Annotated in this window: 30 protein-coding genes and 1 tRNA gene; 21 read left to right on the forward strand and 10 right to left on the reverse strand. The window is 72.4% G+C overall.

The window, feature by feature from the left end; genetic code table 11:
* Positions 1-591, forward strand: coding sequence for a DUF2017 domain-containing protein (locus IEZ24_RS17805; protein WP_129456067.1), 591 nt, complete (start codon positions 1-3; stop codon positions 589-591).
* Between the two features lie 7 nt (positions 592-598).
* Positions 599-1,807 (forward strand): DUF429 domain-containing protein, encoded by a 1,209-nt coding sequence (locus IEZ24_RS17810; RefSeq protein ID WP_129456066.1) that lies wholly within the window; start codon positions 599-601, stop codon positions 1,805-1,807.
* A 7-nt stretch (positions 1,808-1,814) separates the two neighbouring features.
* Here the strand turns inward: IEZ24_RS17810 and IEZ24_RS17815 are convergent, their stop codons facing one another.
* Positions 1,815-3,068: an MFS transporter gene (locus IEZ24_RS17815; protein WP_129456065.1), complete on the reverse strand. Its 1,254-nt coding sequence runs from the start codon at positions 3,066-3,068 to the stop codon at positions 1,815-1,817.
* An 88-nt stretch (positions 3,069-3,156) separates the two neighbouring features.
* Here IEZ24_RS17815 and IEZ24_RS17820 point away from each other — a divergent pair, with 88 nt between their 5' ends.
* The 6 genes from IEZ24_RS17820 to IEZ24_RS17845 all read left to right on the forward strand — a co-directional run bounded on the left by IEZ24_RS17820 (position 3,157) and on the right by IEZ24_RS17845 (position 6,733).
* The gene (locus IEZ24_RS17820) at positions 3,157-3,606 is read left to right on the forward strand and encodes a Mov34/MPN/PAD-1 family protein (protein WP_129456064.1); all 450 of its coding nucleotides are present in this window, start codon (positions 3,157-3,159) and stop codon (positions 3,604-3,606) included.
* Complete coding sequence (locus tag IEZ24_RS17825) at positions 3,606-3,890, forward strand: MoaD/ThiS family protein (protein WP_129456063.1); 285 nt, start codon at positions 3,606-3,608, stop codon at positions 3,888-3,890. Before IEZ24_RS17820 ends, IEZ24_RS17825 begins: the two co-directional genes overlap by 1 nt.
* A 9-nt stretch (positions 3,891-3,899) precedes the next feature.
* Positions 3,900-4,850, forward strand: coding sequence for a PLP-dependent cysteine synthase family protein (locus IEZ24_RS17830; RefSeq protein WP_129456062.1), 951 nt, complete (start codon positions 3,900-3,902; stop codon positions 4,848-4,850).
* Positions 4,851-4,964: 114 nt separating this feature from the next.
* Positions 4,965-5,162, forward strand: a complete 198-nt coding sequence (locus IEZ24_RS17835; protein WP_129456061.1) for a hypothetical protein — start codon at positions 4,965-4,967, stop codon at positions 5,160-5,162.
* Between the two features lie 37 nt (positions 5,163-5,199).
* Positions 5,200-6,435, forward strand: coding sequence for an HNH endonuclease signature motif containing protein (locus tag IEZ24_RS17840; RefSeq protein ID WP_165356139.1), 1,236 nt, complete (start codon positions 5,200-5,202; stop codon positions 6,433-6,435).
* Between the two features lie 79 nt (positions 6,436-6,514).
* The gene (locus IEZ24_RS17845) at positions 6,515-6,733 is read left to right on the forward strand and encodes a DUF6966 domain-containing protein (protein ID WP_397191368.1); all 219 of its coding nucleotides are present in this window, start codon (positions 6,515-6,517) and stop codon (positions 6,731-6,733) included.
* 34 nt (positions 6,734-6,767) lie between these two features.
* Here the strand turns inward: IEZ24_RS17845 and IEZ24_RS17850 are convergent, their stop codons facing one another.
* Positions 6,768-7,484, reverse strand: coding sequence for a hypothetical protein (locus tag IEZ24_RS17850; protein ID WP_129456059.1), 717 nt, complete (start codon positions 7,482-7,484; stop codon positions 6,768-6,770).
* A gap of 79 nt (positions 7,485-7,563) precedes the next feature.
* Between IEZ24_RS17850 and IEZ24_RS17855 the strand changes: the two genes are divergently transcribed.
* Positions 7,564-8,196: a DUF3152 domain-containing protein gene (locus tag IEZ24_RS17855; RefSeq protein WP_129456058.1), complete on the forward strand. Its 633-nt coding sequence runs from the start codon at positions 7,564-7,566 to the stop codon at positions 8,194-8,196.
* 15 nt (positions 8,197-8,211) lie between these two features.
* Here IEZ24_RS17855 and IEZ24_RS17860 read toward each other — a convergent pair whose 3' ends face one another.
* The gene (locus IEZ24_RS17860; protein WP_129456057.1) at positions 8,212-9,762 is read right to left on the reverse strand and encodes a CotH kinase family protein; all 1,551 of its coding nucleotides are present in this window, start codon (positions 9,760-9,762) and stop codon (positions 8,212-8,214) included.
* A 54-nt stretch (positions 9,763-9,816) separates the two neighbouring features.
* Entirely contained in the window at positions 9,817-10,860 is a 1,044-nt protein-coding gene (locus IEZ24_RS17865) for an alkaline phosphatase family protein (RefSeq protein WP_129456056.1), read from the reverse strand.
* Between the two features lie 112 nt (positions 10,861-10,972).
* Between IEZ24_RS17865 and murI the strand changes: the two genes are divergently transcribed.
* The gene (gene murI, locus IEZ24_RS17870; RefSeq protein ID WP_129456128.1) at positions 10,973-11,776 is read left to right on the forward strand and encodes a glutamate racemase; all 804 of its coding nucleotides are present in this window, start codon (positions 10,973-10,975) and stop codon (positions 11,774-11,776) included.
* Positions 11,773-12,576, forward strand: coding sequence for an MBL fold metallo-hydrolase (locus tag IEZ24_RS17875; RefSeq protein WP_129456055.1), 804 nt, complete (start codon positions 11,773-11,775; stop codon positions 12,574-12,576). The genes murI and IEZ24_RS17875 overlap by 4 nt, the downstream gene beginning before the upstream one ends.
* On the opposite strand, the gene IEZ24_RS21810 is transcribed toward IEZ24_RS17875, so the two are convergent.
* The 3 genes from IEZ24_RS21810 to IEZ24_RS17885 form a co-directional block, all read right to left on the reverse strand.
* Positions 12,577-13,227, reverse strand: coding sequence for a response regulator (locus IEZ24_RS21810; RefSeq protein ID WP_242498552.1), 651 nt, complete (start codon positions 13,225-13,227; stop codon positions 12,577-12,579).
* Entirely contained in the window at positions 13,224-14,387 is a 1,164-nt protein-coding gene (locus IEZ24_RS21815; RefSeq protein ID WP_242498551.1) for a sensor histidine kinase, read from the reverse strand. The genes IEZ24_RS21810 and IEZ24_RS21815 overlap by 4 nt, the downstream gene beginning before the upstream one ends.
* A gap of 237 nt (positions 14,388-14,624) precedes the next feature.
* Positions 14,625-16,325, reverse strand: coding sequence for a hypothetical protein (locus tag IEZ24_RS17885; protein WP_129456054.1), 1,701 nt, complete (start codon positions 16,323-16,325; stop codon positions 14,625-14,627).
* A gap of 89 nt (positions 16,326-16,414) precedes the next feature.
* Between IEZ24_RS17885 and IEZ24_RS17890 the strand changes: the two genes are divergently transcribed.
* From IEZ24_RS17890 to IEZ24_RS17900, 3 genes are read left to right on the forward strand one after another with little or no spacing between them, the layout of a single operon-like run.
* Positions 16,415-17,122, forward strand: coding sequence for a helix-turn-helix domain-containing protein (locus IEZ24_RS17890; protein ID WP_129456053.1), 708 nt, complete (start codon positions 16,415-16,417; stop codon positions 17,120-17,122).
* Positions 17,123-17,143: 21 nt separating this feature from the next.
* A complete protein-coding gene (rph, locus tag IEZ24_RS17895; RefSeq protein ID WP_129456052.1) occupies positions 17,144-17,884 on the forward strand; it encodes a ribonuclease PH in 741 nt (246 codons plus the stop codon).
* On the forward strand, positions 17,881-18,522 hold the full coding sequence (locus tag IEZ24_RS17900) for a non-canonical purine NTP pyrophosphatase (protein ID WP_129456051.1): 642 nt from the start codon (positions 17,881-17,883) through the stop codon (positions 18,520-18,522). Before rph ends, IEZ24_RS17900 begins: the two co-directional genes overlap by 4 nt.
* Here IEZ24_RS17900 and IEZ24_RS17905 read toward each other — a convergent pair.
* Both IEZ24_RS17905 and IEZ24_RS17910 read right to left on the reverse strand, forming a co-directional pair.
* Positions 18,511-19,386 carry a bile acid:sodium symporter family protein gene (locus IEZ24_RS17905; RefSeq protein ID WP_129456050.1) on the reverse strand — a complete coding sequence of 292 codons (876 nt, stop codon included), beginning with the start codon at positions 19,384-19,386 and terminating at the stop codon, positions 18,511-18,513. The two genes, IEZ24_RS17900 and IEZ24_RS17905, sit on opposite strands and share 12 nt — an antisense overlap.
* A gap of 55 nt (positions 19,387-19,441) precedes the next feature.
* Positions 19,442-19,523: transfer RNA gene (locus tag IEZ24_RS17910), tRNA-Leu, on the reverse strand.
* A gap of 133 nt (positions 19,524-19,656) precedes the next feature.
* Here IEZ24_RS17910 and IEZ24_RS17915 point away from each other — a divergent pair.
* Positions 19,657-21,984 carry an ATP-binding protein gene (locus IEZ24_RS17915; RefSeq protein WP_129456049.1) on the forward strand — a complete coding sequence of 776 codons (2,328 nt, stop codon included), beginning with the start codon at positions 19,657-19,659 and terminating at the stop codon, positions 21,982-21,984.
* 241 nt (positions 21,985-22,225) lie between these two features.
* Positions 22,226-22,594: a hypothetical protein gene (locus IEZ24_RS17920; RefSeq protein WP_129456048.1), complete on the forward strand. Its 369-nt coding sequence runs from the start codon at positions 22,226-22,228 to the stop codon at positions 22,592-22,594.
* Between the two features lie 24 nt (positions 22,595-22,618).
* On the opposite strand, the gene bcp is transcribed toward IEZ24_RS17920, so the two are convergent.
* On the reverse strand, positions 22,619-23,089 hold the full coding sequence (gene bcp / locus IEZ24_RS17925) for a thioredoxin-dependent thiol peroxidase (protein ID WP_129456047.1): 471 nt from the start codon (positions 23,087-23,089) through the stop codon (positions 22,619-22,621).
* A 141-nt stretch (positions 23,090-23,230) separates the two neighbouring features.
* Between bcp and IEZ24_RS17930 the strand changes: the two genes are divergently transcribed.
* The 5 genes from IEZ24_RS17930 (at position 23,231) to IEZ24_RS17950 (ending at position 25,973) form a co-directional block, all read left to right on the forward strand.
* Positions 23,231-23,920: an energy-coupling factor ABC transporter permease gene (locus tag IEZ24_RS17930; RefSeq protein ID WP_129456046.1), complete on the forward strand. Its 690-nt coding sequence runs from the start codon at positions 23,231-23,233 to the stop codon at positions 23,918-23,920.
* A gap of 64 nt (positions 23,921-23,984) precedes the next feature.
* On the forward strand, positions 23,985-24,293 hold the full coding sequence (locus IEZ24_RS17935; RefSeq protein WP_129456045.1) for a PDGLE domain-containing protein: 309 nt from the start codon (positions 23,985-23,987) through the stop codon (positions 24,291-24,293).
* The gene (cbiQ, locus tag IEZ24_RS17940; protein ID WP_129456044.1) at positions 24,293-24,976 is read left to right on the forward strand and encodes a cobalt ECF transporter T component CbiQ; all 684 of its coding nucleotides are present in this window, start codon (positions 24,293-24,295) and stop codon (positions 24,974-24,976) included. The genes IEZ24_RS17935 and cbiQ overlap by 1 nt, the downstream gene beginning before the upstream one ends.
* On the forward strand, positions 24,973-25,728 hold the full coding sequence (locus tag IEZ24_RS17945; protein ID WP_129456043.1) for an energy-coupling factor ABC transporter ATP-binding protein: 756 nt from the start codon (positions 24,973-24,975) through the stop codon (positions 25,726-25,728). Before cbiQ ends, IEZ24_RS17945 begins: the two co-directional genes overlap by 4 nt.
* The gene (locus IEZ24_RS17950; protein ID WP_129456042.1) at positions 25,725-25,973 is read left to right on the forward strand and encodes a DUF3618 domain-containing protein; all 249 of its coding nucleotides are present in this window, start codon (positions 25,725-25,727) and stop codon (positions 25,971-25,973) included. The genes IEZ24_RS17945 and IEZ24_RS17950 overlap by 4 nt, the downstream gene beginning before the upstream one ends.
* Positions 25,974-25,984: the final 11 nt, after the last annotated feature.

Raw genomic sequence — 25,984 nt, forward strand, 5'->3', positions numbered from 1 at the left:
GTGAGCGGCTTCGAACGGCACCGCCGGACCGGGCACGTGATCGCCACCTTCACCGGGTTCGAGGCCGACCTCCTGCGCTCGCTGGCCTCGCAGATGGTCGAGCTGCTGCGCAACGAGCGCGCCGAGCCTGCGGCACCGACCGCCGACGCCTTCGAGGCGATGATGGCGGAGTTCTCCGGCGCCACCACGATCCCCGAGGACCCGGTCCTGGCACGCCTGTTCCCCACGGCCTACCCCGAGGACGAGGAGGCCGCCTCGGACTTCCGCCGGTTCACCGAGGGTGGGCTGCGCGACGGCAAGGCGGCGGCGTCCGGCTCGATCATCGACGTGCTCGAGGAGGCCGGGCTGCCGCCCGAGCTGACCGAGGACGGCCTGGTCATCGACGTCGAGCTCACTCCCGACGAGGCCGAGACGTGGATGCGCGCCTTCACCGACATCCGGCTCGCGCTGGCCACCCGGCTCGGGGTCGAGGCGGGCGACGAGCACTACTGGCACTCGCTGCCCGACGACGACCCGCGCGCCCAGGCCCACGACATCTACGAGTGGGTGGGCTACCTCCAGGAGACGATCGTCGAGGCACTGATGTCATGAGCGCGGCGTGAGCCCCGTCCCCGACTTCGTGGTCGCGATCCGCGAGAAGATCGGCAGCGACCACCCCCTGTGGCTGCCCGCGGTCACCGCGGTCGTACGCCGCGGCGACCAGGTGCTGCTCGTCAAGCGCGCCGACAACGGGCACTGGACCCCGGTCACCGGCATCGTCGACCCCGGCGAGGAGCCGGCGGTGGCCGCGGCACGCGAGGTGACGGAGGAGACCGGCGTACGCGTCCGGGTGGACCGGCTCGCCTCCACCGACGCGCACCCCGAGGTCCGCCACGCCAACGGCGACCGGGCCGCCTACCTCGACCTCACCTTCGCCTGCACCTGGCTCGACGGCGAGGCGCACGTCGCCGACGACGAGTCCAGCGAGGTGCGCTGGTGGCCGGTCAATGACCTGCCGCCGATGGACGAGCTCCCGCGGCGGCGCATCGAGGCGGCGGTCAGCGGCGAGCGGGAGGCCCGCTTCGTGGCGCCGGACGGCCACGACGGCCTCGAGCCGCCGCCCGTGCTCAGGCCCCCGGCTCCCGTGCTCGGCGTCGACGCCTGCCCGGCCGGCTGGGTCGGGGTGGTGCTCGACCCCACGCTTCGGGCGTCCGTCTTCGTCGCCGCCGACATCACGAGCCTGCTCGAGCTCGTGCGCGAGCGGCACGAGGTGCCCGTGGTCGCCGTCGACATCCCCATCGGCCTGCCCGACAGCGGTGGCCGACTCGCCGACGCAGAGGCCCGCCGGGCGCTGGTCGGCAAGGCGTCGTCGGTCTTCTCCACCCCCGTACGCTCCGCGCTCGAGGCCGCGACCTACGCCGAGGCGCGCGAGGCCAACCTCGCCGCGACGGGCGGGCGCACCAGCGTCAGCGCGCAGGCGTACGCGCTGCGCGACAAGGTGCTCCAGGTCGACGCGTGGGTCCGCGCGGACCCCGGCGCCGACGTGATCGAGGTGCACCCGGAGGTGAGCTTCGCCCGGATGGCCGGCGGCCCCGTGCGGGCCCGCAAGAAGGACTCCGAGGGCGTACGTGCCCGGCGTGAGGCCCTCGCCGCGCACGGCATCGTGGCCCCGCCGTGGTTCCGTGGCGCGGGGTTCGGCGAGGACGACCTGCTCGACGCCTGCGCGGTGGCGTGGACCGCCGTACGCCACGCGCTCGGGGTGTCCGAGTCGCTGCCGGGCGAGCCCGAGGTGTTCTCCGACGGGATCCCGGCCGCGATCTGGGTCTGAGTGCGCCCTAGCCCGAGTGGGTGAGCACGCCGTAGCGCTCGCGCGAGGCGAGCGCCCACCGGGAGACCGGCACGGTGACCAGCGCGACCGCCAGCATCAGGACGGCGAGCACGAGCCAGCCCGTCTCGCCCATCTCCACGCACAGCAGGGTCACGATCGGCGGGCCGATGACGGCGATGACGCTGAACCCGAGGCCGGCGAAGCCCTGGTACTGGCCCTGGCGCTCGTGCGGGGCGAGCCCCATCTGCAGGCCCCACTGGCCGCCGGAGCCGATCATCTCGCCGACGACGTGGACCAGCGACCCGACGACGAGCACCACGATCGCGAAGGTCGCGTCGCCGCGATCCGCCAGCGCCACGATCGCGAAGCCGGCAGCGATCCACACCGCACCGCGGACCAGGGCCCGGGCGCCGGCCTCGACGGAGTCGGCGCGGCGCGAGAGGCGCACCTGGAAGAGCGCGACGCAGGCGGTGTTGACGACGAGCAGGACCGCCACCATCACCGGCGGGGCGGCCGTGCGCTCGGAGATGTAGAGCGCCAGGCCGAGCTCCATCACGAAGAAGTGCAGGGAGAACAGGCCGGTCAGCGCGACGACGGCGACATAGGGCCAGTCGCGCAGCACCGCGAGTCGCGGCTCGCCCTCGAGGCGTACGTAGGCGGGCAGGTCGGGGAGGCGGGTGGTGTTCCACGCGGCGAAGCCGGTGAAGACGGCGTTGAGGACGAAGACCGAGACGTAGGCCCAGGTCTCGTCGACGACGAGTGCGGCGCCGCCGAAGACCGAGCCGAGGCCGATCGCGGTGTTGGTGACCGCCCGCAGGTACGCCTTGAACTGCACGCCGCGGCCGCCGGTCGCGAGCTGCGCGATCACGCCCTGCTGGACGGAGCCGGCCGAGCGCTCGAAGAAGGTGAGGAGGGCGAGCAGCAGCGCGAGCTGCCACGGCGTACGGGCCAGGGCGGGCAGGGCGCTGGTGAGCGCGGCGCCGACCATGAAGACCGTGAGCACCCGGCGCGGGCCGTGGCTGTCGCCGAGCTGGCCGGCCGGCACCTGCACGAGGATGCCCACGACCGCGGCGAGGGCGAGGGCGAGCGCGACCTCGGCGGCGGAGAAGCCGACCTGGCGGGTGAAGTAGAGCGCGCTGGTGGTCATGACCGCCCCGGCGCCGAACCGGTTGGCGAAGGATCCGAGCGCGAGGACGCGCAGGTCGCGCTCGAGGGGGATGCCGCGGCGGGTCAGCGGCGCGTACGCCTGCGGCAACGACATGCTCTTCCCCCCGTGAACTCTCTCGACGTCAAGACTATGCGTTGAGACGTGGTCGGGTCACATCCGTTTCCGACCTACCCTTGGCGGCGTGCTGACCATCGAGCAGGAGATCTACGACGCCATCGTGGCGCACGCCCGACGCGACCATCCGGACGAGGCGTGCGGCGTGGTGGCGGGCCCCGAGGGCAGCGACCGGCCCGAGCGGTTCATCCCGATGGTCAACGCCGCGGGCAGCCCGACGTTCTACGAGTTCGACTCCACCGAGCTGCTGGCGCTCTACAAGGACATGGACGCCCGCGACGAGGAGCCGGTGGTCGTCTACCACTCCCACACGGCCACCGAGGCCTACCCCAGCCGGACCGACATCGGGCTCGCGAGCGAGCCGAACGCCCACTACGTGCTCGTCAGCACACGGGAGCACGGGAATAGTGAGGGCCCGGTGGAGTTCAGGTCATACAGAATCATCGACGGAGTCGTGACCGAGGAAGAGGTCACGATCACGCCTACCCAGAAGACCCAGGAAGCGAGCACCCCCTGATGGCCATCGAGGTCCGGATCCCCACCATCCTGCGCACCTACACCGACGGCGCCAAGGCCGTCGAGGGCTCGGGCGGCACCCTGTCCGCGCTCATCGACGACCTCGAGGGCAACCACCCCGGCATCAAGGAGCGCCTCGTCGAGGACAAGTCCGGGTCGGTGGACCTGCGCCGCTTCGTCAACGTCTACATCAACGACGAGGACGTCCGCTTCATCGGCGGCCTCGACGCCGAGCTCGCAGACGGCGACCAGGTCGTCGTCCTCCCTGCCGTCGCCGGCGGCTGATCCCGGGCCGTGACCCGCTACGACGACCTGCTCGCCTCGGTCGGCAACACCCCTCTCGTGGGGCTGCCGCGGCTGTCCCCGAGCCCGGACGTACGCCTCTGGGCCAAGCTCGAGGACCGCAACCCGACCGGCTCGATCAAGGACCGCCCGGCGCTGAGGATGATCGAGCAGGCCGAGGCCGACGGCACCCTGCGCCCCGGCTGCACGATCCTGGAGCCGACCAGCGGCAACACCGGCATCTCCCTGGCGATGGCGGCCAAGCTCAAGGGCTACCGCATCGTCTGCGTGATGCCCGAGAACACCTCCGAGGAGCGCCGCCAGCTGCTCCGCATGTGGGGCGCCGAGATCGTGTCCTCACCGGCGGCCGGCGGGTCCAACGAGGCCGTCCGGGTCGCGAAGAAGATCGCGGCCGAGCACCCCGACTGGGTGATGCTCTACCAGTACGGCAACGAGGCCAACGCCCTCGCGCACGAGGAGGGCACCGGCCCCGAGCTCCTCGCCGACCTCCCGGAGATCACCCACTTCGTGGCCGGGCTCGGCACGACCGGCACGCTCATGGGCGTCTCCCGCTTCTTCCGTGGGGCCAAGCCGGACGTACGCATCGTCGCCGCCGAGCCGCGCTACGGCGAGCTCGTCTACGGCCTGCGCAACCTCGACGAGGGGTTCGTCCCCGAGCTCTACGACGCCTCGCTGATCGACTCGCGCTTCAGCGTCGGCCCCCGCGACGCCGTACGCCGGGTCCGCGAGCTGCTCGAGCTCGAGGGCATCTTCGCCGGCATCTCGACCGGGGCGATCCTCCACGCGGCGCTCGGCCAGGCGGCCAAGGCGGTCAAGGCGGGGGAGTCCGCCGACATCGCGTTCATCGTCTGCGACGGCGGCTGGAAGTACCTCTCCACCGGCGCCTACGAGGGCACCATCGACGATGCCGAGGACGCGCTCGACGGCCAGCTCTGGGCCTGAGAGGCCTGTGGTTGAGGTGCGAGCGCAGCGAGCGTCGAAACCAGTCTGAGAAGCCAGGCCAGCAACCGACTACAGCCAGGGTCCTTGTCGGTGGGTTTCCGTAGAATCGAACGCATGATCGACACGCTGGCAGACGGAGCACGAGGGGTCGCAGACGACCTCTCGGCCTCCGAGCTGCTCGCCTCGATCAAGGCCTCCTGCGACCTCGAGCACGCCGAGGCCGCCCGCCAGCTCGTCCTCGCCGCCCGGTGGGCCGACCTCCACCCGCCGGAGTCGATCCACGACGCGGCCTCGTTCACGGTTCCGGGGTGAGCACGAGGAGCCCATTGCCGGCGAGGGTGCGCCGTTGGTGGCGGAGTTCTGTGTCGCCGAGCTCGGCGCCGTGCTCGGGATCTCGACCACGGCGGCGAAGAAGCTCATCGGGCACGCGTTGGAGCTGCGCCACCGGCTTCCGCGGTTGTGGGGCCAGGTCCTCGCCGGGCAGGTGCCGGCGTGGCGGGCACGGTCGGTTGCGGAGACCACCATCCACTCCTCGCCTGCTTTGACTCGCGAGGCGGCGGGGTTCGTCGACTCCCAGGTCGCGGCCGTGGCCGGGCGCATCGGGCAGGCGCAGCTCGACCGGCTCCTCGCGGAGACGATCAGGCGCTACGACCTCGCCACCGCCGACCCCACCGCCGACCCCGAGGACGGCTACCTGGCCGTCGACCCGCGGCACGTCACCGTCGACAAGGACGACGTGCACTACGCCGGCACCCTGCACCTCGAGGCCGACCTCGACCTCGCCGACGCCCTCGACCTCGACCGCGCCGTCGCGCACCACGCAGCAGTCCAGACGGCCCTCGGATCCCAGCTGTCACTCGACGCGCGTCGGGCCAAGGCGCTCGGGGAGCTTGCCCGGCAACAGACCGCGCTCGACCTCCACGCTGACCGCGGTGGTCTCGAGGCTCGCTCCGCTCGCACCTCAACCACCGAAGGCACCGAAGCCACCGACACCGCGGATGACCTGCCCGCGGCTCGTGAGGTCGTGATCCACGCCCACTTCGACGCCAGCATGTCCGGCGAGCAGACGGTGTTCGGTCCCACGGGCCGGAGCGAGAACGGCCAGCGACTCGTGCTGCTCGAGCAGATCCGCTCCTGGTGCGCCGACAGCCGCACGAAGGTCACCATCAAGCCCGTCATCGACCTCAACGCCCAGCTCACCGCGCCGGACTACGACATACCCGACCGCATCCGCGAGCAAGTTCAGCTCCGCGATCGCACCTGCGTGTTCCCGTCGTGCACCAGACCTGCCCGCGGCTGCGACATCGACCACATCACCGCCTACGACCACCACGCCGAAGCCGAGGGCAGGCCCCAACCCGGACCCACAAGGACTGACAACCTCGCCTGCCTGTGCCGGTTCCACCACCGTCTCAAGACCCACTCCGCCTGGAACTACGACATGACCGCGCCCGGAGTGTTCGAGTGGACCAGCCCGCACGGTCACCGCTACCGCCGCGACCACACCGGCACCACCGCCCTCGACCCACCCGACCCACCGCATCTGTCCGCAGCACCGGGCATCCTCCGACCACGCCGACCATGACCCCGCCCGCACCCCGCCGAGAGGGCTCCGGCGGGGCTGCTGGCACGTCGTCACGTGTCCTGCGGCGGTCGTCCGTCAACTGCGCGGGGACGGGTACGCGATCGAGCAACTGCTCGGCGCGTACGGCGGCATGGGCAGCATCAACGACGTGGTGATCAACAACGACAGCGGGAATGGCACCAGCGAACGCGAGGGCGAGGCGACCACCACCGCCGAGCTGCGGACGCTGCTGAGCGCTGAGCCGCGGATCGGCACCACATCGGTTGCGAGTCGACCCAGTGTCCGTTCGTCGACGTGACCCCACTGAGGCCGGACGTCCCAGCCGACCGCCCTCACGTGCCGCTGCTCTCGGCGGGACCGGCAAGCAGAGGCAGCTTGAGCCTCGACCGCTGGAGGTTCACGCCCTCCAGCACCTCGCCGACGAACAGCGGGTGGTCGTCCCGGACCAGCCGGAGCCACTCACGGGAACGCTCCACGTACGGGACGAAGAAGTCTCGGTCGTCCGCCAGCCGGATGATCCTGCTGAAGTAGTGCTCGGCAGCGTCGACATCGCCCGCCAACCCGCTGGAGACAGCCGCGTGCCACGTCGGCCAGCCGGCCGACACCTCGTCACGGCTGATGCCGTCGCGGTCCATGATGTCGGCGATCCGCGCCTCCTCCTGACGCACGCAGGCGCGCGCCGCCGAGGCCACGTCCGGCACGAGGGCCCGGTAGCGGTGCACCTCCTCGATCGCCCGTGCCACCACGTCCTCCACGGCGACGGTCCACTGCTCCTCGTCCTCGAAGAACGCGCCCGCACCCGTGACCCGGTTCCCGAGGTCCATGGACAGTCCGGTGCCACGGTCTTCCCCGAGCCGCCACAGCCAGTGGAGGAAGACGTTGAGGTAGGTCGCCTTCGCGAACCCCGACGGCTGGAAGTCCACGTAGAGCACCCACCAGCCGTGGTCCTCCTGCCACGTCCGGGACCTGCCCCTCTGGGTCAGGCCCATCGGCCGCAACATCGCCTGGGCGTGGGACGTCAGGATCCTGTTGTGGGGCTCGGTCGGCACGGCTCGAGTGTGCCCCACCTCGACGCCTCGCGCAGGGGAAGCGGCCGGCACGAGGGGAGGGAAAGCGTAGGCTCCGAGCATGCCCCGGCCCGCCCGCGTCGCCGCCGTGGTCGCCCTCGCCCTCGCCCTGCTCGCCCCGCCCGCGACGGCGTCCGGGGCCGAGGCCCGCGAGCACCGGCGTACGCCCGGCGCGGGCGAGCAGACGGCCGAGGCGTACGCCGTGCCCGTACGCCGACGCGTCACCTACTCGGTCACCACCCGGGGCCGGATCACCGCCTCGCTGAGGGTGTTCCGGCGCCAGGCGCAGGAGACCTTCGAGCACCCGCGCGGCTGGCGGGCCGGGGGAGTGCAGTTCCGCCGGGTACGCCGGGGCGGGGACTTCACCCTCGTGCTCGCCGCCGCCGGGACGCTGCCGTCCTTCGCAGCCGGCTGCTCCGTGCAGTGGTCGTGCCGGGTCGGGCGCCACGTCGTCATCAACCAGCTGCGGTGGACGAAGGCGTCCCCGGCGTGGAACGCGGCCGGCCGGTCCGTGCGCGACTACCGCCACATGGTCGTCAACCACGAGACCGGCCACTGGCTCGGCCTCGGGCACGCGTCGTGCCGCGGGGCCGGCAGGGCGCCGGTGATGATGCAGCAGTCCAAGGGCACCGGCGGCTGCCGGTTCAACCCGTGGCCCCTGCCCGGCGAGGCCGCCGCGGTCAGGCGGCGGTGATCACCGGGCCGGGGCTCACCTGAGGTTGTCCCGGATCACCACGGTCGCGACGTGCGGGGAGCCGATGACCAGCTCGCGCGACGAGCCCGTCAGCAGCACGCGCAGGTTCTCGCGTCCCTCGGTGACTGCGTCGTCGAGGATCCGCACCGGGACCCAGCGCTCCTTCTCCCCGGGCGCGAAGGTGACCTGCCCCTGCTCGTCGACGTAGTCCTCGCCGGGCGTCGCACTGCCGGCCCGCAGGCTCCAGCTGACCTGGACCGTCGTCTCGGCCGGGGACTGCAGCTGCACCGGCACCCACACGGTGCGCTCGCGCTCCTCGGTCGCCTGCCGGGTGCCGCCGAGGCGCACCTCGTTCTTGCTCAGCCACTCGATCCGCTTGGTGAGCCAGTCGCCGAGGTAGGCGACCTCGCCGTCGAAGGTCTTCGCGTGGTGGGTCCACTCGAGGTCGCCCGACTCGTGCCACTGCTTCCAGTCGGCCTGGGCGGCCGGAGCCAGCGTCGCCGCGGCCGCGGGGAGCTGGGACACGACCTCGCGCACGGCGGGCCGCAGGCGCGCCCACCGGCTCTTCACGCGAGCGGAGAAGGCGGGGTCCTCGAGCATGCGCGCCACCCAGTGGCGTCCCTCCCGGGTGTGCCACACGTCCGGCGGGCCGTAGTCGCGCCACCGCGTGCCGGCGCTCAGGTCGAAGTCCCAGACGGGACCGAAGACGAACTTCTTGCCGGGCACCCAGCTGAAGTGGACGCTGGACTGGAAGTTGGAGTCCTGGTTGGAGAACAGCTCCTCGACGAGGTACCAGTCGATGATCCGGCGGACGTTGACGTACTTGGCGTAACCGCGGGTGGGGTGGGCGAACGAGGGGCCGTAGAGGACCTTCTCGAAGCGCCGCACGGCGCCCCTGACCTCGCGGCGCTGCCGCTTGGTGATCTCGTCGGGGTCCTTGAACGCCACCGCCGTCCCGCGACCGGTGCGGAACCCGGGCTCGTCGTCGCGGAGGTAGCGACGGTTGATCTCGAGGAGGTAGCCGTCGTCGGGCAGGTCGACGCGACCCTTCCCCACCTCGACCTGCTCGGTGAGCATGTAGAGCCCCTGCACCTGGCCGTTGAGGACGACCTCGACGAAGCGGAAACGCGGGGTCCACGCCAGCCGCGTCTGGGCCGCCACGGCGAAGGCGGCCGCCGTACGCAGGCCGCTGCGGTCTCCGTAGCCGGCCAGGAGCACCCACTCGTCGAAGGGACGCGACCCGATCAGCGCGGCGTCCTCCTCCAGCTTGAGCTTGTAGGGCTTCTTGGGCCAGCCCCACGTGGAGTTGCCGCGCCCGCGGACCTCGGTGACGTGGGTGACGCCGTCGAGGGTCACGGTGCCGGGGACGTAGTCCTCGCGGCCCACGGCCACACCGCCGGTGTCGATGACGAGCTGGGTGGTCGGAGTCGGCGGCCAGCCCACGGAGGCGGCGCTCTTGTCGGGCGCCTGCACTGCGGACGTACGCCCGGACGCCGGAGCCAGCAGGACGGTCGACGCCGCCACCGCGAGCGCGGTCGCCACTGACAGGTTCCTCAGGACGGACATGGGTGCCTCCTCGGCCCGAGGGACCGGGCGACGGTGGGATTCGGTCAGATCAGATCACTGCGCGAGTGAGACGTCGAGACCGAGCGCCGAGTTGTGCTCACTTCCGGGTACGGGATCGAGGTCGAGCAGGTCGAGCGTGAGGTTGGCGAGGTCGCCGTTGCGTACGGGCTGCACGGACTGCCCGTAGGTGGTGCGCCGGGTGCCGGGGTCGCGGCGGTCGTCGGGGTTGAGGTCGTAGAGGTCGGCCCCGACGGCCACGCCGGGGCCCGCCACCATGAAGGCGATGCGGTAGTTGGCGAAGCGGCGCGCGTCGGAGTGGCTGTCGCCGAGGCCGCCGTGGTCGCTGGTCACGATGGTCGCCGTGCCGGCGTCGAGCTGCGGGTCGGACTCGACTGCCGCGACGATGCCGCCGAGCAGGGCGTCGACCTGCCTCACGGAGCGGAGGTATGGCTTCGACATGAAGCCCTTGTCGTGCCCGACGGAGTCGGGGAGGGAGAAGTGCACGAAGCGGAACGCGCGGTCGTGGTCGCGGAGGTCGCGCCGCACGGCGCGGGCCAGGAGGCCGTTGTCGAGCTGGATCCGGGTCTTGTCGATCGCCAGCGGCCAGCTGCGCTTCCACAGCGAGAACTTGGTCTTGCTCGCGAAGAGGGCGGTGGACCCGCCGGCGGCGCTGATCGAGGTGAACACCGACTCCACCCGCTTGCCCGCGGCGGCCTGGACCGTGGCGGGGCGGCGGCGGTCGTCGTTCCACGTGACGCCGTGTCCGCCCGTGTCCGCCTCGACCCGGCGTCCGGTGACCATGCCGGTGTGGTTGGGGAGCGTGATCGTCAGCTCGTTCTCGGTGCGCGCGTTGAGGGTGGACGCCCCCGACGCCATGAAGGCGTGCAGGTGCGGGGTGCCCTGGGGGCCGAGGATCCGCAGCGCCTCGGGGTTGAGGCCGTCGATCGAGATCGCGAGGACCGACTCGACGGCGTTGTCCGCGGACACGCGCGTGTCCGGCGGCGTGCTGCTGGACGCCAGCTGAGCGGGCGCCGACATCAGGCACAGCCCGACGGCGGCGCAGGCGATCACGGAGGCGAGCACGGAGCGGGGAGTCACCGCACGACCCTAACCCGGCTCACGCCGTGTGACCGGGACGACGCACGCGATGGCGTGACCGGCGGCGGGCCGAGCGCCTAGCCTGCTGCCTGTGCCGACCCCGACCCCGCGGATGACCGCCGATGCCCCCATCGGCATCTTCGACTCCGGTTTCGGTGGCCTGACCGTCGCGCGCTCGGTGATCGACCAGCTGCCCCACGAGTCGGTGGTCTACCTCGGCGACACGGCACGCCAGCCCTACGGCCAGAAGCCGATCGGCGAGGTCCGCGAGTACGCCCTCGAGTGCCTCGACCACCTCTACGACCAGGGCGTGAAGGCACTCGTCATCGCGTGCAACTCGGCCAGCGCCGCGATGCTCCGCGACGCCCGCGAGCGCTACGACGTCCCCGTCGTCGAGGTGATCCTCCCCGCCGCCCGCCGCGCCGCCGCCGCGACCCGCAACCGCAGGGTCGGCGTCATCTGCACCCGCGCGACCGCGAGCTCGATGGCGTACGACGACGCGTTCGCCGCGGCGCCCCACCTCGACCTGCACATCCAGGCGTGTCCCCGCTTCGTCGACTTCGTCGAGCAGGGCGTGACCGGTGGCGACGAGCTGCTCGCCGCCGCCCACGACTACCTCGACCCGCTGGTGGAGGCCGGGGTCGACACGCTGATCCTCGGCTGCACCCACTACCCGCTGCTGACGGGGGTGATCTCGTACGTCATGGGGGACGAGGTCACCCTCGTGAGCTCGGCGGAGGAGTGCGCCAAGGACGTCTACAAGATGCTCGCGAGCACGGGGTTGATGCGCGCGGACGGCGAGCCCGACTACACGTTCGCCACCACCGGCAGCCCCGAGGACTTCGCGACCGTCGGCCGCCGCTTCCTCGGCGCGGAGCTGCTCAGCGCCAGCCAGTTCGCCGGGGGCGTGCGATGAGGCTCACCATCGTCGGGTGCTCGGGCTCCTACCCCGGCCCCGAGTCCGCCGCCAGCTGCTACCTCCTCGAGGCCGAGCACCCCTCGGAGCCGGGTGAGGAGTCGGGTGAGGAGTCGGGCGAGACCCGCACCTGGCGGATCCTGCTCGACCTCGGCAACGGCGCCCTCGGCCAGCTCCACCGCTACGTCGACCCGCTGACGATCGACGCGGTGTTCCTCAGCCACCTGCACGCCGACCACTGCCTCGACCTCTGCGGCTACTACGTGATGCGCAAGTACCACCCCACCGGCGCCCAGCCGCGGATCCCCGTGTGGGGTCCGGCCGGCACGGCCGGGCGGATGGCCCGCGCCTACGACCTGCCCCTCGAGCCCGGGATGCGCGAGGAGTTCGAGTTCCTCGAGCACGGCGCCGGCGGCTCCTCGGTGGAGGTGGGCCCCTTCCGCGTCGAGGCCCGCGAGGTCGTGCACCCCGTCGCGGCGTACGCGCTCAAGGTCACCGCCGGCGGCCGCACCCTGGTCTACTCCGGCGACACCGGGCCGTGCCCCGAGCTCGACGACCTCGCCGGTGGCGCCCACCTGCTCCTGGCCGAGGCGTCCTTCCGCAGCGTCGACGACAACCCGCCCGACCTGCACCTGACCGGGGCGGACTGCGGGCGTACGGCGTCGGTGGCGGGCGTCGAGCGCCTCGTGCTCACCCACGTGCCGCCCTGGCACGACCCCGCGGACGCCGAGGCCGAGGCAAGGGCCGAGTGGTCCGGGCCGGTCGACGTGGCCCGCGCCGGGACGACCTACAGCGTCTGATCAGACGAGGCCCGCGTCGTGGACGACCATCGCGACCTGCACCCGGTTGGTGGCGCCGAGCTTGGTCAGCAGCCGCGAGACGTGCGACTTCACCGTGGGGATCGAGAGGTAGAGCTCCGAGGCGATCTCGGAGTTGCTGAGCCCACGTCCGACGCACACCGCGACCTCGAGCTCGCGCTCGGTGAGCACGGTCAGCCGGTCCGCCGCGGAGGTCGTGCGGTCGTCGGGCCTGGTGCCGCGCAGGCGGGACACCAGGCTGCGGGTCGCCGAGGGCGAGAGCATCGCGTCGCCCGCCGCCACGGTGCGGATGGCGCCGACGATGTCCCCGGGCGGGGTGTCCTTGAGCAGGAAGCCGTCGGCCCCCGACGCGACCGCCCGGAGCACGTGGTCGTCCGCGTCGAAGGTCGTCAGCACGACGACGGCGGGCGGCGATGGTCGCGAGTGGAGCACCCGGGTCGCTTCGAGACCGTCCATCACGGGCATGCGGATGTCCATCAGCACGACGTCGGGCTTCGTCTGCGACACGAGGGCCAGGCCGGCCTCCCCGTTGGGGGCCTCGCCGACCACCTCGATGTCGGACTGCCCGCCGAGCATCAGCGACAGTGCCGAACGGACCAGCGGGTCGTCGTCTACGAGCAGCACGCGGATCACGCCGACCACGGTAGCCAAGCCTCCAGCACGAACCTCGACCCGTCGGTGCGCTGGTGGAGGCGACCGCCCCGCAGCTCGGTGCGCTCGCGCAGGCCCACCAGCCCGAGCCCGGCGCCCGGCGTCGCGCTCGTACGCCCACCGATCGGGTTCGACACGACCACGGTGATGCCGCTGCCAGGGTCGCCGCTGGAGCGGATCACGACCTCGGCGCCGGGGGCGTGCTTGCGGACGTTGGTGATGGCCTCCTGCACGATCCGGTAGACGGTGCGCCCCGTGGCCGGCGGCACGGGGACGGTGGGGTCGAGGTCGTCGGCGAAGGCGATGTCCATCCCGAGGGACACCTCCTCCGCGACGAGGGCCTCGATGTCGTCGTACGTCGGCTGGGGGCGCGCCGTCGGCGGGCCGGGGTCGTCGGCGCGGAGGACGCCGAGCACGTCGCGCAGCTCGTGCAGCGCGTCGTTGGCCTGCCGCTGGATCTGGCCGAGTCCCTCGCGGAGCCGGTCGCCGGCGAGGTCGTCGCGGAAGGCGAGCGCGCCGGCGTGCATGGACACCTGGGTGATCCGGTGCGCCAGCACGTCGTGCATCTCGCGCGCGATGCGGGCGCGCTCGGTCGAGCGCGCCTGGGCGAGCCGCAGCTCCTGCTCCAGCTCTGCCCGCTCGGCGCGGTTGCGCAGGCTCCAGAGCAGCTCGCGGCGCGAGCCGATGTAGAGGCCCCAGCCCATCATCCCGGCGTTGACGGTGAGGTTGACGAGGGTGGTGATGAGGTAGTCGTTGTCCGGGATCGGGGCGATCGTCGTCCAGGTCTGGGCGGCCACGAAGTTGGTCGTGCCGACCAGCACGACCTCGCGGAAGCGGCGCCGGGTCGCGACGGAGACGGCCGCCAGGGTGGCGGGCCCGGCCGCGATCCCCGAGAACGCGCTCATCGCCGCGATCACCAGCGCGACGCGTACGGGCGCGCGGCGCCGGAAGTGGACCAGGACGAAGGCGGCGGCGCCCAGCGCGACCTCGGCGGCGAAGAAGGGGCGATTCTCGCGCCACTCGATGCCGGCCACCGTCTGCCAGACCGCCGCGGAGAAGACCAGGCAGAGCGCATAACGCCATGCGTGGGACACCCAGGTCAGCTCGGGCCGGGTGTCGGGGACGCTGGGTCGCTGCTCCACGGGCGTCAGCGTAGCCAGCGGATTTCCTACTTTGGTCTGCGTTGACTTCGCCTCTGGGTCGATGACGTCCGCGGTCCGGACGTGCAGGCTGGCGGCACCACCGCGCGGAGGGAGCTGCGCGGCGTGGGGCCGCGCAGCATGACGGTCCCACTGGGGACGGGGCTTCGAGCCGGGTCCGGTGACACACGGGGGTGACCGGACCCGGCTCAGCCACGTCTAGGGTCGTGCCCATGCTGCTCAGCGCATCCGGCCCGCGACCTTGACCGTCACGGTGCGCGACGTGACACCGCTCGCCGCGAGCGTGATGCGCACCTGCAACCGCTTGCCGCGGAGCCCCGACGTCACCTTCAGTCGGGCCCGGGTCGCCTTGCGGATCTTCTTGCCGTCGGCCAGCCAGCGGTACGTCGTCCGGGTCGGGGCCGGCGACCACGTGCCTGCGAGTGCCCGCAGGGTCGTGCCCACGCGCGCCTTGCCCTTCACCCGGGCAGCAGTGACCGGGCTGAACCTCGTGGGTGCCGGCGTCGGGGTCGAAAGCGTCGTGGTGGTGGAGGGCGGGACGGGCAGCGGGGGCACAGGGGTGGGCTCCGGTGTGGGATCCGGGCTGGACCCGGGGGTACTCGTGCCGACGTGCAGCAGTGCCTTCGGGGCCGGGCTGGCGCCGGTCGTCTCGGTCACCAGCAGCACCGGCACGGTGGCGTCGATGATGCCGAGACTCACCTTGGTGGCGCCCGCTCCCGGTGTGACCTCGCCCAGCAGGGCGCCGTCGCCGGACCACAGCTGCGCCCATGACCCGGCCGGGTCCGAGCGCACCAGGCAGACGAACTGCAGTCCCTCGGTGAGCACCCAGGTGTGGTCGGCGCACTGCGCGGCCGCGGGGGAGCGCAGCGTGGCCCCGGCGACGCCCTGTGCCGCCGCGACGGACGCGAGCGCCGTGCCCAGGACCCCGACCAGGGTCGTGCCGTCGAGGACGGCGCCGCGACTGCTGCGGCCGCCGGTGGGCCCCAGGTCGACGGCCGCCGTGAGCCGCTCGTCGGCCGGACCGACGGCCATCGGGTCGGCCTCGAAGACGGTGGCCTTGTGGTGGAGCACGTCGCCGACCCGGTGGTTGTGCAGGAGCAGGGCGTCACCGGAGGAGGGGTCCACGACAACGCGGGGCAGGACGTCCGACGTGGCGGTGTAGGTCTCGGGGAGCTCCTCGACGCGCGTCCAGGTCCCGTCGAGGTTGCGTGTCGCCCAGGCGGCGTGGCGGTTGCCGCTGGTGTCGCGCTGCATCACCACGTGGATTCCCGCGTCGGCCGACACGTCGCCCAGGCGGGTGTTGCCGTCCCACGCGGCGCTGGTGCCCGTGACCGTCTCAGGGGCCCCGAAGCCGGAGCCGGTGTCGATCGCGGCCTTGACCCGCAGGAAGCTCCCGCCGTCGTACTGGTCCCAGGCCACGACCGTGCGGTCCTGACCGTTGGCCACCAGGGGGTTGTCGAACGGCTCGACCGGGATCTCACGGCGCGGGCCCAGGCCGGTGCCGGTCGCGCGTCGGACGACCATGTGGTCGTTGGTGGTGCCGGGCACGTCCTCGCCCCAGACGACCTCGACGGCGCCGTCGGCGCCGACGTCGAGGTGCTGCTGGTAGCTGTCGCGGGTCGGGTCGCTGATCAGGGCGGGCGACCCCCACGCACCGCCGGTACGCATCAGCAACCACGTCTCGCGAATGCCCGGGCTGACGGCGTTGGGCACGGTGTAGAGCACGGCGAGCGTCGTCCGGGCGGGACTCGCGTCGGCACCGATCACCGTCGCCGCGTCCGGGACGTCCACCCAGCCGGTGAGCCCGCTGGCCGGCTCGGCCCGGACGGGGCCGGTCGTCACGTGAGCCAGTGCCGCGGCCGCCAGGACCGACATGGCCGTGCCTGCGACGGCGAGCAGGCTGGTGCGGTGAGATCCCATGTTCCCCCCCCCCTTGCAGTGGTGGTCAGACACTAGGACAGTCGTTGATCTCTGATCAACGAATTGACGAAACGTGGGAGGCTGTTCGCATGTCGGCCAGCCTGCTGCGAGGACTGCGGATCCTCGAGATGCTCGGTGAGGAGCCGCTGGGGGTGAGCGAGCTCGCGCGCCGCCTGGGGGTGGACAAGGCGGGGGTCTCCCGCAACGTGGCGGCGCTCCAGCGCGAGGGCTGGGTCGAGCGCACCGGCCAGCGGTGCGTGCTGGGCCCGCGCGCCCTGGCCCTCGGCGGCGGCGCGGACGGCGCCGTCCTTGCGCGGGCGGGCGAGGTCGTCCACCGGGTCGGTCAGGAGGTCGACCTGACCGCGGTAGCGCTGCGCGTCGCGGGGACCGGGGCGCAGCCGCTCGCCCTCCACGAGGGACGGGACGCGGGACCGGTGCGCGAGACCGACGCCGCCTTCGAGCACCTGGTGTGCACGGCCGCGGGGGTCGCGCTCCTGGCTCAGCTGCCGGACGAGGCGGTGCGCTCGCACCTGTCGATCGACCCGTGGCCCGCGCTGGGCGGCGACGGTCCGCGCAGTGCGGCCGAGGCCGAGGCGCTGGTCGCCCGGGTGCGCGCGGGCGCCGCCGCGGTCGAGCAGGGATGGACCGACGAGAGGCTCGCGTGCGTCGCGGTGCCGTGGCCGGACCTCGGGGCGGCGCCGGGAGCGCTGGCCGTGGTGGGGTCGACGTCGAGCGTGTCGGCCCGGGTCGACGAGCTGGTCCGGGTGCTCCGCGAGGCCGTCGAGCCGCCTCGCTAGGCCCTCGTTAGGGTCGTGCCCATGACTGCGACCCCCGGATCCACCTCGCGTGCCGACGGCCGTGCCGACGACGAGCTCCGCCCGATCACCATCACCCGCAACTGGCTCGACCACGCGGCCGGGTCCGTGCTCGTGGAGTTCGGCGGCACCAGGGTGCTCTGCGCGGCGTCCGCGTCCGAGGGCGTGCCGCGCTGGCGCAAGGGCTCCGGCCTGGGCTGGGTCACGGCCGAGTACGCCATGCTCCCCGCCGCGACCAACACCCGCTCCGACCGCGAGTCGGTCAAGGGCCGTATCGGCGGTCGCACGCACGAGATCTCCCGGCTCATCGGCCGCTCGCTGCGCGCCGTCATCGACTACCAGGCGCTCGGCGAGAACACGATCGTCCTCGACTGCGACGTCCTCCAGGCCGACGGCGGCACCCGCACCGCCGCGATCACGGGAGCGTACGTCGCCCTCGCCGACGCGGTCGCGCACCTGCGCGGCGCGGGTGCCCTGACCGGCGAGCCCCTCACGGGCTCGGTCGCCGCCGTCAGCGTGGGCATCGTCGACGGCGTCCCGCGTCTCGACCTGCCCTACGTCGAGGACGTCCGCGCCGAGACCGACATGAACGTCGTGATGACCGGTGAGGGCAAGTTCGTCGAGGTGCAGGGCACCGCCGAGGGCGCTGCGTTCGACCGAGCCGAGCTCGACGCGCTCCTCGCGCTGGCCGAGAAGGGCTGCGCCGACCTGACCCGGCTCCAGCAGGAGGCCCTCGCCCGATGAAGGTCTTCCTCGCCTCGGCCAACGCCAAGAAGGTCCTGGAGATGCAGCGCATCCTGGCCGAGCACGTGCCCGGCATCGAGGTGCTCGGCATCGGCGACGTCGAGGGCTACGTCGAGCCGGTCGAGGACGAGCCGACGTTCGCGGGCAACGCGCTGCTCAAGGCCCGCGCCGGCGTCGCGGCGACCGGCCTGCCCTCGGTCGCCGATGACAGCGGCCTGTGCGTCGACGCCCTCAACGGCATGCCGGGCGTGCTGTCCGCGCGGTGGTCGGGCCGGGTCGTCGGCGACAAGCGGTCGGTCGACGCCCGCAACAACGAGCTGCTGCTGGACCAGCTCCACGACGTGCCCGACGGGCGCCGCGGTGCCCACTTCGCGTGCGCGGTCGCGTGGGTGCTGCCCGACGGGCGCGAGCGCGTCGTCGAGGGCCGGATGGACGGCCGCATCATCCGCGAGCAGCGGGGGAGCGGGGGCTTCGGCTACGACGTGGTCTTCGTCGCGGTCGAGCACGACGCCGAGGACCTCACCTCCGCCGAGCTCGGGCCGGGGGAGAAGGACCTGATCTCGCACCGGGGCCGGGCGCTGCGCGAGCTCGCGCCGTACGTCGCCGCGGACCTCAGCGACGCCGGGTCACGCGACTGACGCGTCCTCACGGGCGCCGACCTGCTTGCTGACCCACATGCCCCACAGGGCGGCGAAGAGGAACATGACCAGCGAGTAGACCGCCGCCGGCACGGAGATCTCGACCGAGTCGAGCACCTCGACGGCGACGAAGATCGCAAGGGTGGCGTTGTGCACCCCCACCTCCATCGACGAGGCGATGGCCTGCGGGCCGGTGACGCCGAGGGCCTTCGGCACGTAGTAGCCGACCACGAGGCTGATCGCGCAGAACAGGGCGGCGATCAGCCCGACGTCGGCGATGTAGTCGCCGACGTTCTCCCGCTGGTCGAGCAGGATCCCGAGGACCAGGATCGCGAGGATCAGCGCCGACCCGATGCGTACGGGCCTGTCCATCCGGCGGGCGAAGCCGGGCGCCCGCCTGTTGACGAGCATGCCGATGCCGACGGGCAGCAGGATCAGCGCGAACACCTTGACGATCTCCACCAGCGGCATCGACACGTCGTCCTGCCGGTCGTACCAGGCGATGGCCAGGCCGGTGATCAGCGGCAGCGTCACGACCGCGATGACCGTGTTGATCGCGGTCAGGGTGATGTTGAGGGCGACGTCACCGCGGAACAGGTGGCTGAACAGGTTGGCCGTCGTCCCGCCCGGCGACGCGGCCAGCAGCAGCATGCCGATGCCGAGCAGGGCGGGCAGGTCGAACAGCACGACCAGGCCGAAGCAGATCGCCGGCAGGAGGACGATCTGGCACCCGAGCGCGACCGCCACCGCCTTGGGTGCCCGGCCCACCCGCTTGAAGTCGCCGACGGTGAGGTCGAGACCGAGGCCGAACATGATGATCGCCAGGGCGAGGGGCAGCCCGACGGTGGTCAGCGCGGAATCCATGCGCGGACCCTAGTGGTGACGGGGGTCACAGGGGAGGGACTCGCGCGAAACCCGGTGCCGAAGGCGGGAGTCGAACCCGCACGCCCGAAGGCACACGGACCTAAACCGTGCGTGTCTGCCTGTTCCACCACTCCGGCAAGGGCGTCAGTCTAGGAGGTGGCAGCTCCCTGCGACGGCGGCAGGGCGGTCGTACACTGGAGGATCAGGGTGTGCGGGGGCGCCGGTGATCCGATGGCTGTCTCGGGACAGGCAGCAGAGGCTGGAATCCGTATGGCAACCACGAGGTCGACGGCATCGGGGCGGGGCGTCCTGCCCGCTGAGCTGACCAGCTTCGTGGGCCGACGACGCGAGCTGGCCGAGACCCGGAAGCTCCTGGCCTGCAGCCGGATGCTCACCCTGACCGGCGTCGGTGGGGTCGGCAAGACGCGGCTGGCCCTCCGGATCGCGGCCGAGGTCCGGCGCACCTTCCCCGACGGCGTCTGGTTCGTCGAGCTGGCCGCCCTCCGCGACCCCCAGCTGCTCCCGCACACCGTGGCGAACACCCTCGAGCTGCGCCAGGTCTCGGCCGACCCTGCCGGCGACCTGGCTGCCTACCTCGAGAAGAAGAGGCTCCTGGTGGTGCTCGACAACTGCGAGCACCTGACCGACGCCTCCGCGGTGCTGGCCGGCAAGCTGCTGGCCGCCGCGCCCGACCTGCGCATCATCGCCACGAGCCGGCACGTGCTCGGCGTCGAGGGCGAGCAGATCCTCGTCGTGCCACCCCTGTCGACGCCCGATGCCCAGGTGCGGGCCGGCGATGCGGCCCACTACGACTCCGTCTCCCTGTTCCTCGACCGGGCGGCCGCCGTGGCACCCGACTTCGAGCTCGCGGACGGCAACCGCGACGCCGTGGTGGAGCTGTGCCGGAGGCTCGACGGCATCCCGCTGGCGATCGAGCTCGCCGCGGTGTGGCTGCGCATCCTCTCGCCGGTGCAGATCCTCGAGCGCCTCGAGGACCGGTTCCGGTTGCTCACGACCGGCCGCCGTGGCGCGCCGGCCCGGCAGCAGGCACTGGCCGCGACGATCGGGTGGAGCTACGAGCTCTGCTCACGCGCGGAGCAGCTGCTGTGGGCGCGGCTCTCGATCTTCTCCGGTGGCTTCGACCTGGAGGCGGCCGAGAACGTCTGCAGCGGCGGGGAGATCTCGCACGAGGAGGTCCTGAACCTGGTCGCGAGCCTGGTCAACAAGTCGATCCTGGCGCGGATCCAGGCGACCGAGCACACGACCGCCTGGTACCAGATGCTCGAGACGGTCCGGCAGTACGGCGCGGAGCGGCTCGACGAGGAGGAGCGGCAGGCGCTGCAGGTGCGACACCGCGACCACTACCGGTCGTTGGCGCAGCAGTACGACGCCGAGAGCTTCGGGCCCCATCAGGCGGACTGGTTCATCCGGCTCCGGCGCGAGCAGGGCAACGTACGGGCGGCGCTCGAGTTCTGCCTCTCCAGCCGCTCGGAGGCGGCCGCTGCCTTCGAGATCGCCGCCCCCACCTGGAACTTCTGGTTCGCCGGGTTCCTGCGGGAGGGGTACCGCTACCTGCTGCAGGCGCTGGACCTGGCCACCGAACCGACCAGGAGCCGGGCCTACGCGCTGTGGGCCGCGAGCTACCTGGCGATGTTCGCCACCGAGTTCGACCGCAACGCCGCGATGCTGGCCGAGTGCGCCGAGATCGCCGCGGGCCTGGACGACGCGCGGTTGGCGGCGCGCATCAAGGAGTGCCGCGGGCACGCGACCCTCTACCAGGGCGACCTGCCCACCGCGATCACCCTGCTGCTCGAGGCGCGTGCCGAGTTCCGCGCGGTCGGCGATCCCCTCGGCGAGTTCGACACGCTGATCCTGCTGACCGCGGCCATGTTCTTCCTCGACGACCCGCGGGTCGCCGAGTTCAGCCGCGAGGCCCTGACCCTCGCGGACCGGCACGGCGCGCTGTCGTCGAAGGCCTACGGGCTGTGGAGCGTCGGCGTCGCCCAGTGGCGGGCCGGGAGGTACGACCGGGCGGTCCGCTCGCTCCGCGAGTGCGTACGCCTCTTCCGGCCGATGCGCGACCTCACCGGCATCAGCTTCGGCGTCCAGGCGCTGTCGTGGTGCGCCGCGTCCACCGCACCCGACGAGGCGGCGGCCCGGATGCTCGGTGCCTCGCAGGCCATCTGGCGCACGAGCGGGGCGAAGGTCGACGAGACCAACGCCTACGGCGCGTTCGACCAGCGCTCGCAGGACCAGGTGCGCGAGGCGATCGGCTCCCAGGCGTACGAGCAGGCGTTCGCGGAGGGTGCGGCGTACTCCTTCGAGCAGGCGGTGTCGCTCGCCCTCGGCGAGGCGCCCGACGGCGGGGACGCGGCGACCGCGTCCCGCCGCGCGCCTCGCGAGTCGGGTGGGCTGACCCGGCGTGAGCGGGAGGTCGCCGGGCTGCTCGCCGAGGGGCTGAGCAACAGGGAGATCGCGACGCGGCTCGTCATCTCCCAGCGCACCGTCGAGACCCACGTGGACCACGTCCTGGGCAAGCTCGGCATCGCCTCGCGCGCCCAGGTCGCCAGCTGGGTGGCCGAGCAGCAGGCTCGCTGAGCCGCCCCGGACTACGTAGTCCCGCGCATCTCCGTAGTGATCTCCGTACCTCTTCGGATGCCCGGGGCCGGTGCCAGGCGTGAGCGTTCACATACGCCGTTCCCCACCATCCGAGGACTCCCCTGATGTCCACCCTGACCCTTGCTCCCGCTGTTTCCCCCGGCAGCGACGAGCGGTCTCGTGGCAGCCGCGGGTGGTGGCGGAACGGCGTCAACCGCCCGGGGCAGAGCGAGGAGATGTCATGAGGCGCCGTCCGCTGCTGCTCGGCTACATCCGTACGGACGTCGTCGGTGACCGCGAGGACCTCTCCCGGGTGGAGGCCGGCCTCCGGGAGTGCGCGGACCGCGAGGACTTCTGCCTCGGCACCGTCTACGTGGAGCAGCGCCACGACCCCGGCGCGTTCCACGCCCTGATGGCCGAGGTGGGCCGCGAGGAGGCCGTCTGGGGAATCGTCGTCCCGGACCTGCGCCACGTGGGCGCGGTCGAGCAGCTCATCCTGGACCGCCACGAGGCCGGGTCCCGGATGGCCGTGCTCGTGGCCGACGTTCCCCCCTGTACCGGCGGACCTGGCGCCTCCCAGCCTGCGCGCCAGGTCTGCCGTTCCACCTGATGTGCCGGTCCCGCGCCGCCCGGATCAGTCGATGCCGAGGTCCCGGCGCAGCTTCGCCACGTGTCCGGTGGCCTTCACGTTGTACTGCGCGAGCTCGACCTTCCCGTCCTCGTCGATGACGAAGGTCGAGCGGATCACGCCCTCGACCTCCTTGCCGTAGAGCTTCTTGGTGCCGTACGCCCCGTAGGCCTGGTGCACGGCGAGGTCCTCGTCGGAGAGCAGCGTGAGCGTGAGCGAGTCGCGCTCGCGGAACTTCGCGAGCTTGGCCGGCTTGTCCTTGGAGACCCCGAGGACCTCGTAGCCGGCACCGCGCAGGGAGTCGAGGGACTCCGAGAAGTCGCAGGCCTGCGTGGTGCAGCCCGGGGTCATCGCGGCCGGGTAGAAGTAGAGGATCACCTTCTTGCCGCGCAGGTCCGCGAGGCTCACCTGCTCCTCGGTGTCGCTGGTGAGGGTGAAGTCGGGTGCGGTGTCGCCGGTGGCGAGGCGGGCGGACATGGGGGCCTCCTGTGGTGGTCCGGTAGATAGCCGGGTGTGGTTGTTGCAACAGCCTTGCAATAAGGTCGAGGTGTGCCGGCCCGGTACCGGGGGGTCCGTGCCGGCCACCAGACATCCAACCAGCCCACCCAGGAGCGAGACGTGCACGTGCCCGACGGCTTCCTCGACGCCCCCACCTCGGTGGCGACCGGCGCCGTGGCGGCGGCTGCGGTCGCGGTGTCGCTCCGGGGCGCGCGACGCGAGCTCGACGACCGTACGGCTCCGATGGCGGGACTGGTGGCGACGTTCGTGTTCGCCGCGCAGATGATCAACTTCCCGGTCGGCGCAGGCACGAGCGGCCACCTCATGGGTGGGGCTCTGGCCGCGGTGCTCGTCGGCCCGTGGACCGCGGTGCTGTGCCTGTCGGTCGTGCTGCTCGTGCAGGCGCTGCTCATGGCGGACGGCGGGATCACCGCGCTCGGCACCAACATCACGCTGATCGGCATCGTCACCGTCGCTGTGGGCTGGGCGGTGTTCGTCGTGCTGCGCCGGGTGCTCCCCAAGCGCCTCGACCTCGTCGCGCCCGCAGCGGCCGTCGGCGCGCTCGCGAGCGTGCCGGTGGCGGCCCTGGTCTTCACCGGGCTGTTCGCCATCGGTGGCAACGCCCCCGTCGACCTCGGCGCGGTCGTCACCGCGATGCTCGGCTGGCACACCGTGATCGGCATGGGGGAGGCGGTGATCACCGGCCTGGTGGTCGCCAGCGTCGTCGCCGCCCGGCCCGACCTCGTCCACGGCGCCCGACCCCTGGTCGCCGAGCGCGAGCTCGTGACCAGGAAGGTCGTGCCGCAGTGAGCGCACCCCACGACGTTCTTCTCCTCCGCTTCGCTCCTCCGAACAACGCCGCAGGGACCCCGCAATGAGCGCCCGCCGCTTCTTCGCCGTGGCCCTCGTCGTGAGCCTGCTCGTCGCGGGCGTCGCCAGCTACTACGCCAGCTCGCGCCCGGACGGTCTCGAGCACGTCGCCGAGCAGACCGGCTTCATCGACTCCGCGGAGGAGTCCGCGACAGCCGACAGCCCGCTCGCCGACTACGAGACCTCCGGCGTCGACGACCCCCGCATCAGCGGCGGCCTCGCCGGAGTCATCGGCGTGGTGGTGATGCTCGTGCTGAGCACCGGTCTCTTCTGGCTGGTCCGCCGCCGCGAGCCGGCCGACGGCACGCGCTGATGGGCGCGGGGCACGGGCACCGGCTGCACTTCCACGCGCACAGTCCTGTCCATCGCGCGCCGGCGCACCTCAAGGTGCTGGCGCTGCTGGGGTTCATGCTGGTCGTCGTCGCGACCCCGCGCGAGGCGTACGCCGTGTTCGTCGTCGAGGCGCTCGTGCTGCTCGGTGTCATCGGAGTCTCGCGGGTGCCGCTGGGCTACCTGCTGCCGCGGATGGTGGTGGAGGTGCCGTTCGCCGTGTTCGCCGTGCTGATGCCGTTCATCTCCCACGGTCCGCGCACCGAGGTGCTCGGCGTGAGCGTGTCCGAGCCGGGGCTCGTCGCCGGCATCGCCCTGCTCGTCAAGGGCAGCATCGGCGTGCTCGCCTCGCTCACGCTCGCCGCCACGACCGAGCCGCAGGACCTGCTCCGTGGCCTCCAGCGGCTGCGGATGCCCGAGCTGGTCGTGCAGATCATGGGCTTCATGATCCGCTACCTCGACGTGGTCACCGCCGAGCTCGGCCGGATGATGACCGCGCTCCGCTCGCGCGGCTGCGACCCGCGCTCGCCGCGCCACTGGCCGGTGCTGGCGCGCTCGCTGGGCGCGTTGTTCATCCGGTCCTACGAGCGCGGCGAACGCGTGCACCTGGCCATGCTCTCGCGCGGCTACGACGGGAAGCTGCCGCAGCTGGAGAAGACCCCGTGAGCGCGCCCGTGCTGGACGTCCGCGACCTCGCGTTCGCCTACCCCGACGGCCACCAGGCGCTCTTCGGCGTCGACCTCCACGTCCACCGCGGCGAGCGCGTCGCGCTGCTCGGCCCCAACGGCGCGGGCAAGACCACCCTGGTGCTGCACCTCAACGGCATCCTGACCGCCGGCAAGGGCTCGGTCACGGTGAGCGGCCTCCCCGTCGCCAAGGAGAACCTCAGGGAGGTCCGCCGCCGCGTCGGCGTCGTCTTCCAGGACCCCGACGACCAGCTCTTCCTCGGCACGGTCCGCCAGGACGTCGCCTTCGGCCCCGCCAACCTCGGGCTCAAGGGCTCCGCGCTCGACCGTCGCGTGATGGACGCCCTCGACCGCGTCGGGATGGCCGACTTCGCCGACCGGCCGCCGCACCACCTCTCGTACGGCCAGCGCCGCCGCGTCGCGGTCGCCACGGTCCTCGCGATGGAGCCCGAGGTCCTCGTCCTCGACGAGCCGTCCTCCAACCTCGACCCCGCCTCGCGGCGCGAGCTCGCCGAGATCCTGCGCAGCCTCGACGTCACCGTGCTGATGGTGACCCACGACCTGCCCTACGCCCTCGAGCTCTGCTCCCGCAGCGTGGTGCTCAGCGAGGGAGTCGTGGTGGCGGACCGGTCGACCTTCGACGTGCTGACCGACGAGGCGTTGATGGCCGCCCACAGGCTGGAGCTGCCCTGGGGTTTCGATCCCCGGCGCATTGATAGCCTTCCCGGGTGACCCAGGACATGAGCGCGCTCGAGCGCGAGATCGAGGAGACGCGCCAGCGGCTCGCCTCGACCATCGACCAGCTCGCCCACCGCGCCCACCCGAAGACCATCGTCGGGCGGCAGGTGGCCACGGTGAAGTCCCACTTCGTCGAGCTCGACACCGGCGCCCCGCGCACCGACAACATCCTCAAGGCCGCCGGAGCGGTCGTCGGGGTCGTGGTGCTGCTCGCCGTCGTCCGCAAGGTCGCGCGCTGAGCGCCGTGCCG

It is taken from the genome of Nocardioides ganghwensis (assembly GCF_014779655.1).
In the GTDB taxonomy this organism is placed as follows: Bacteria; Actinomycetota; Actinomycetes; order Propionibacteriales; family Nocardioidaceae; genus Nocardioides; species Nocardioides ganghwensis.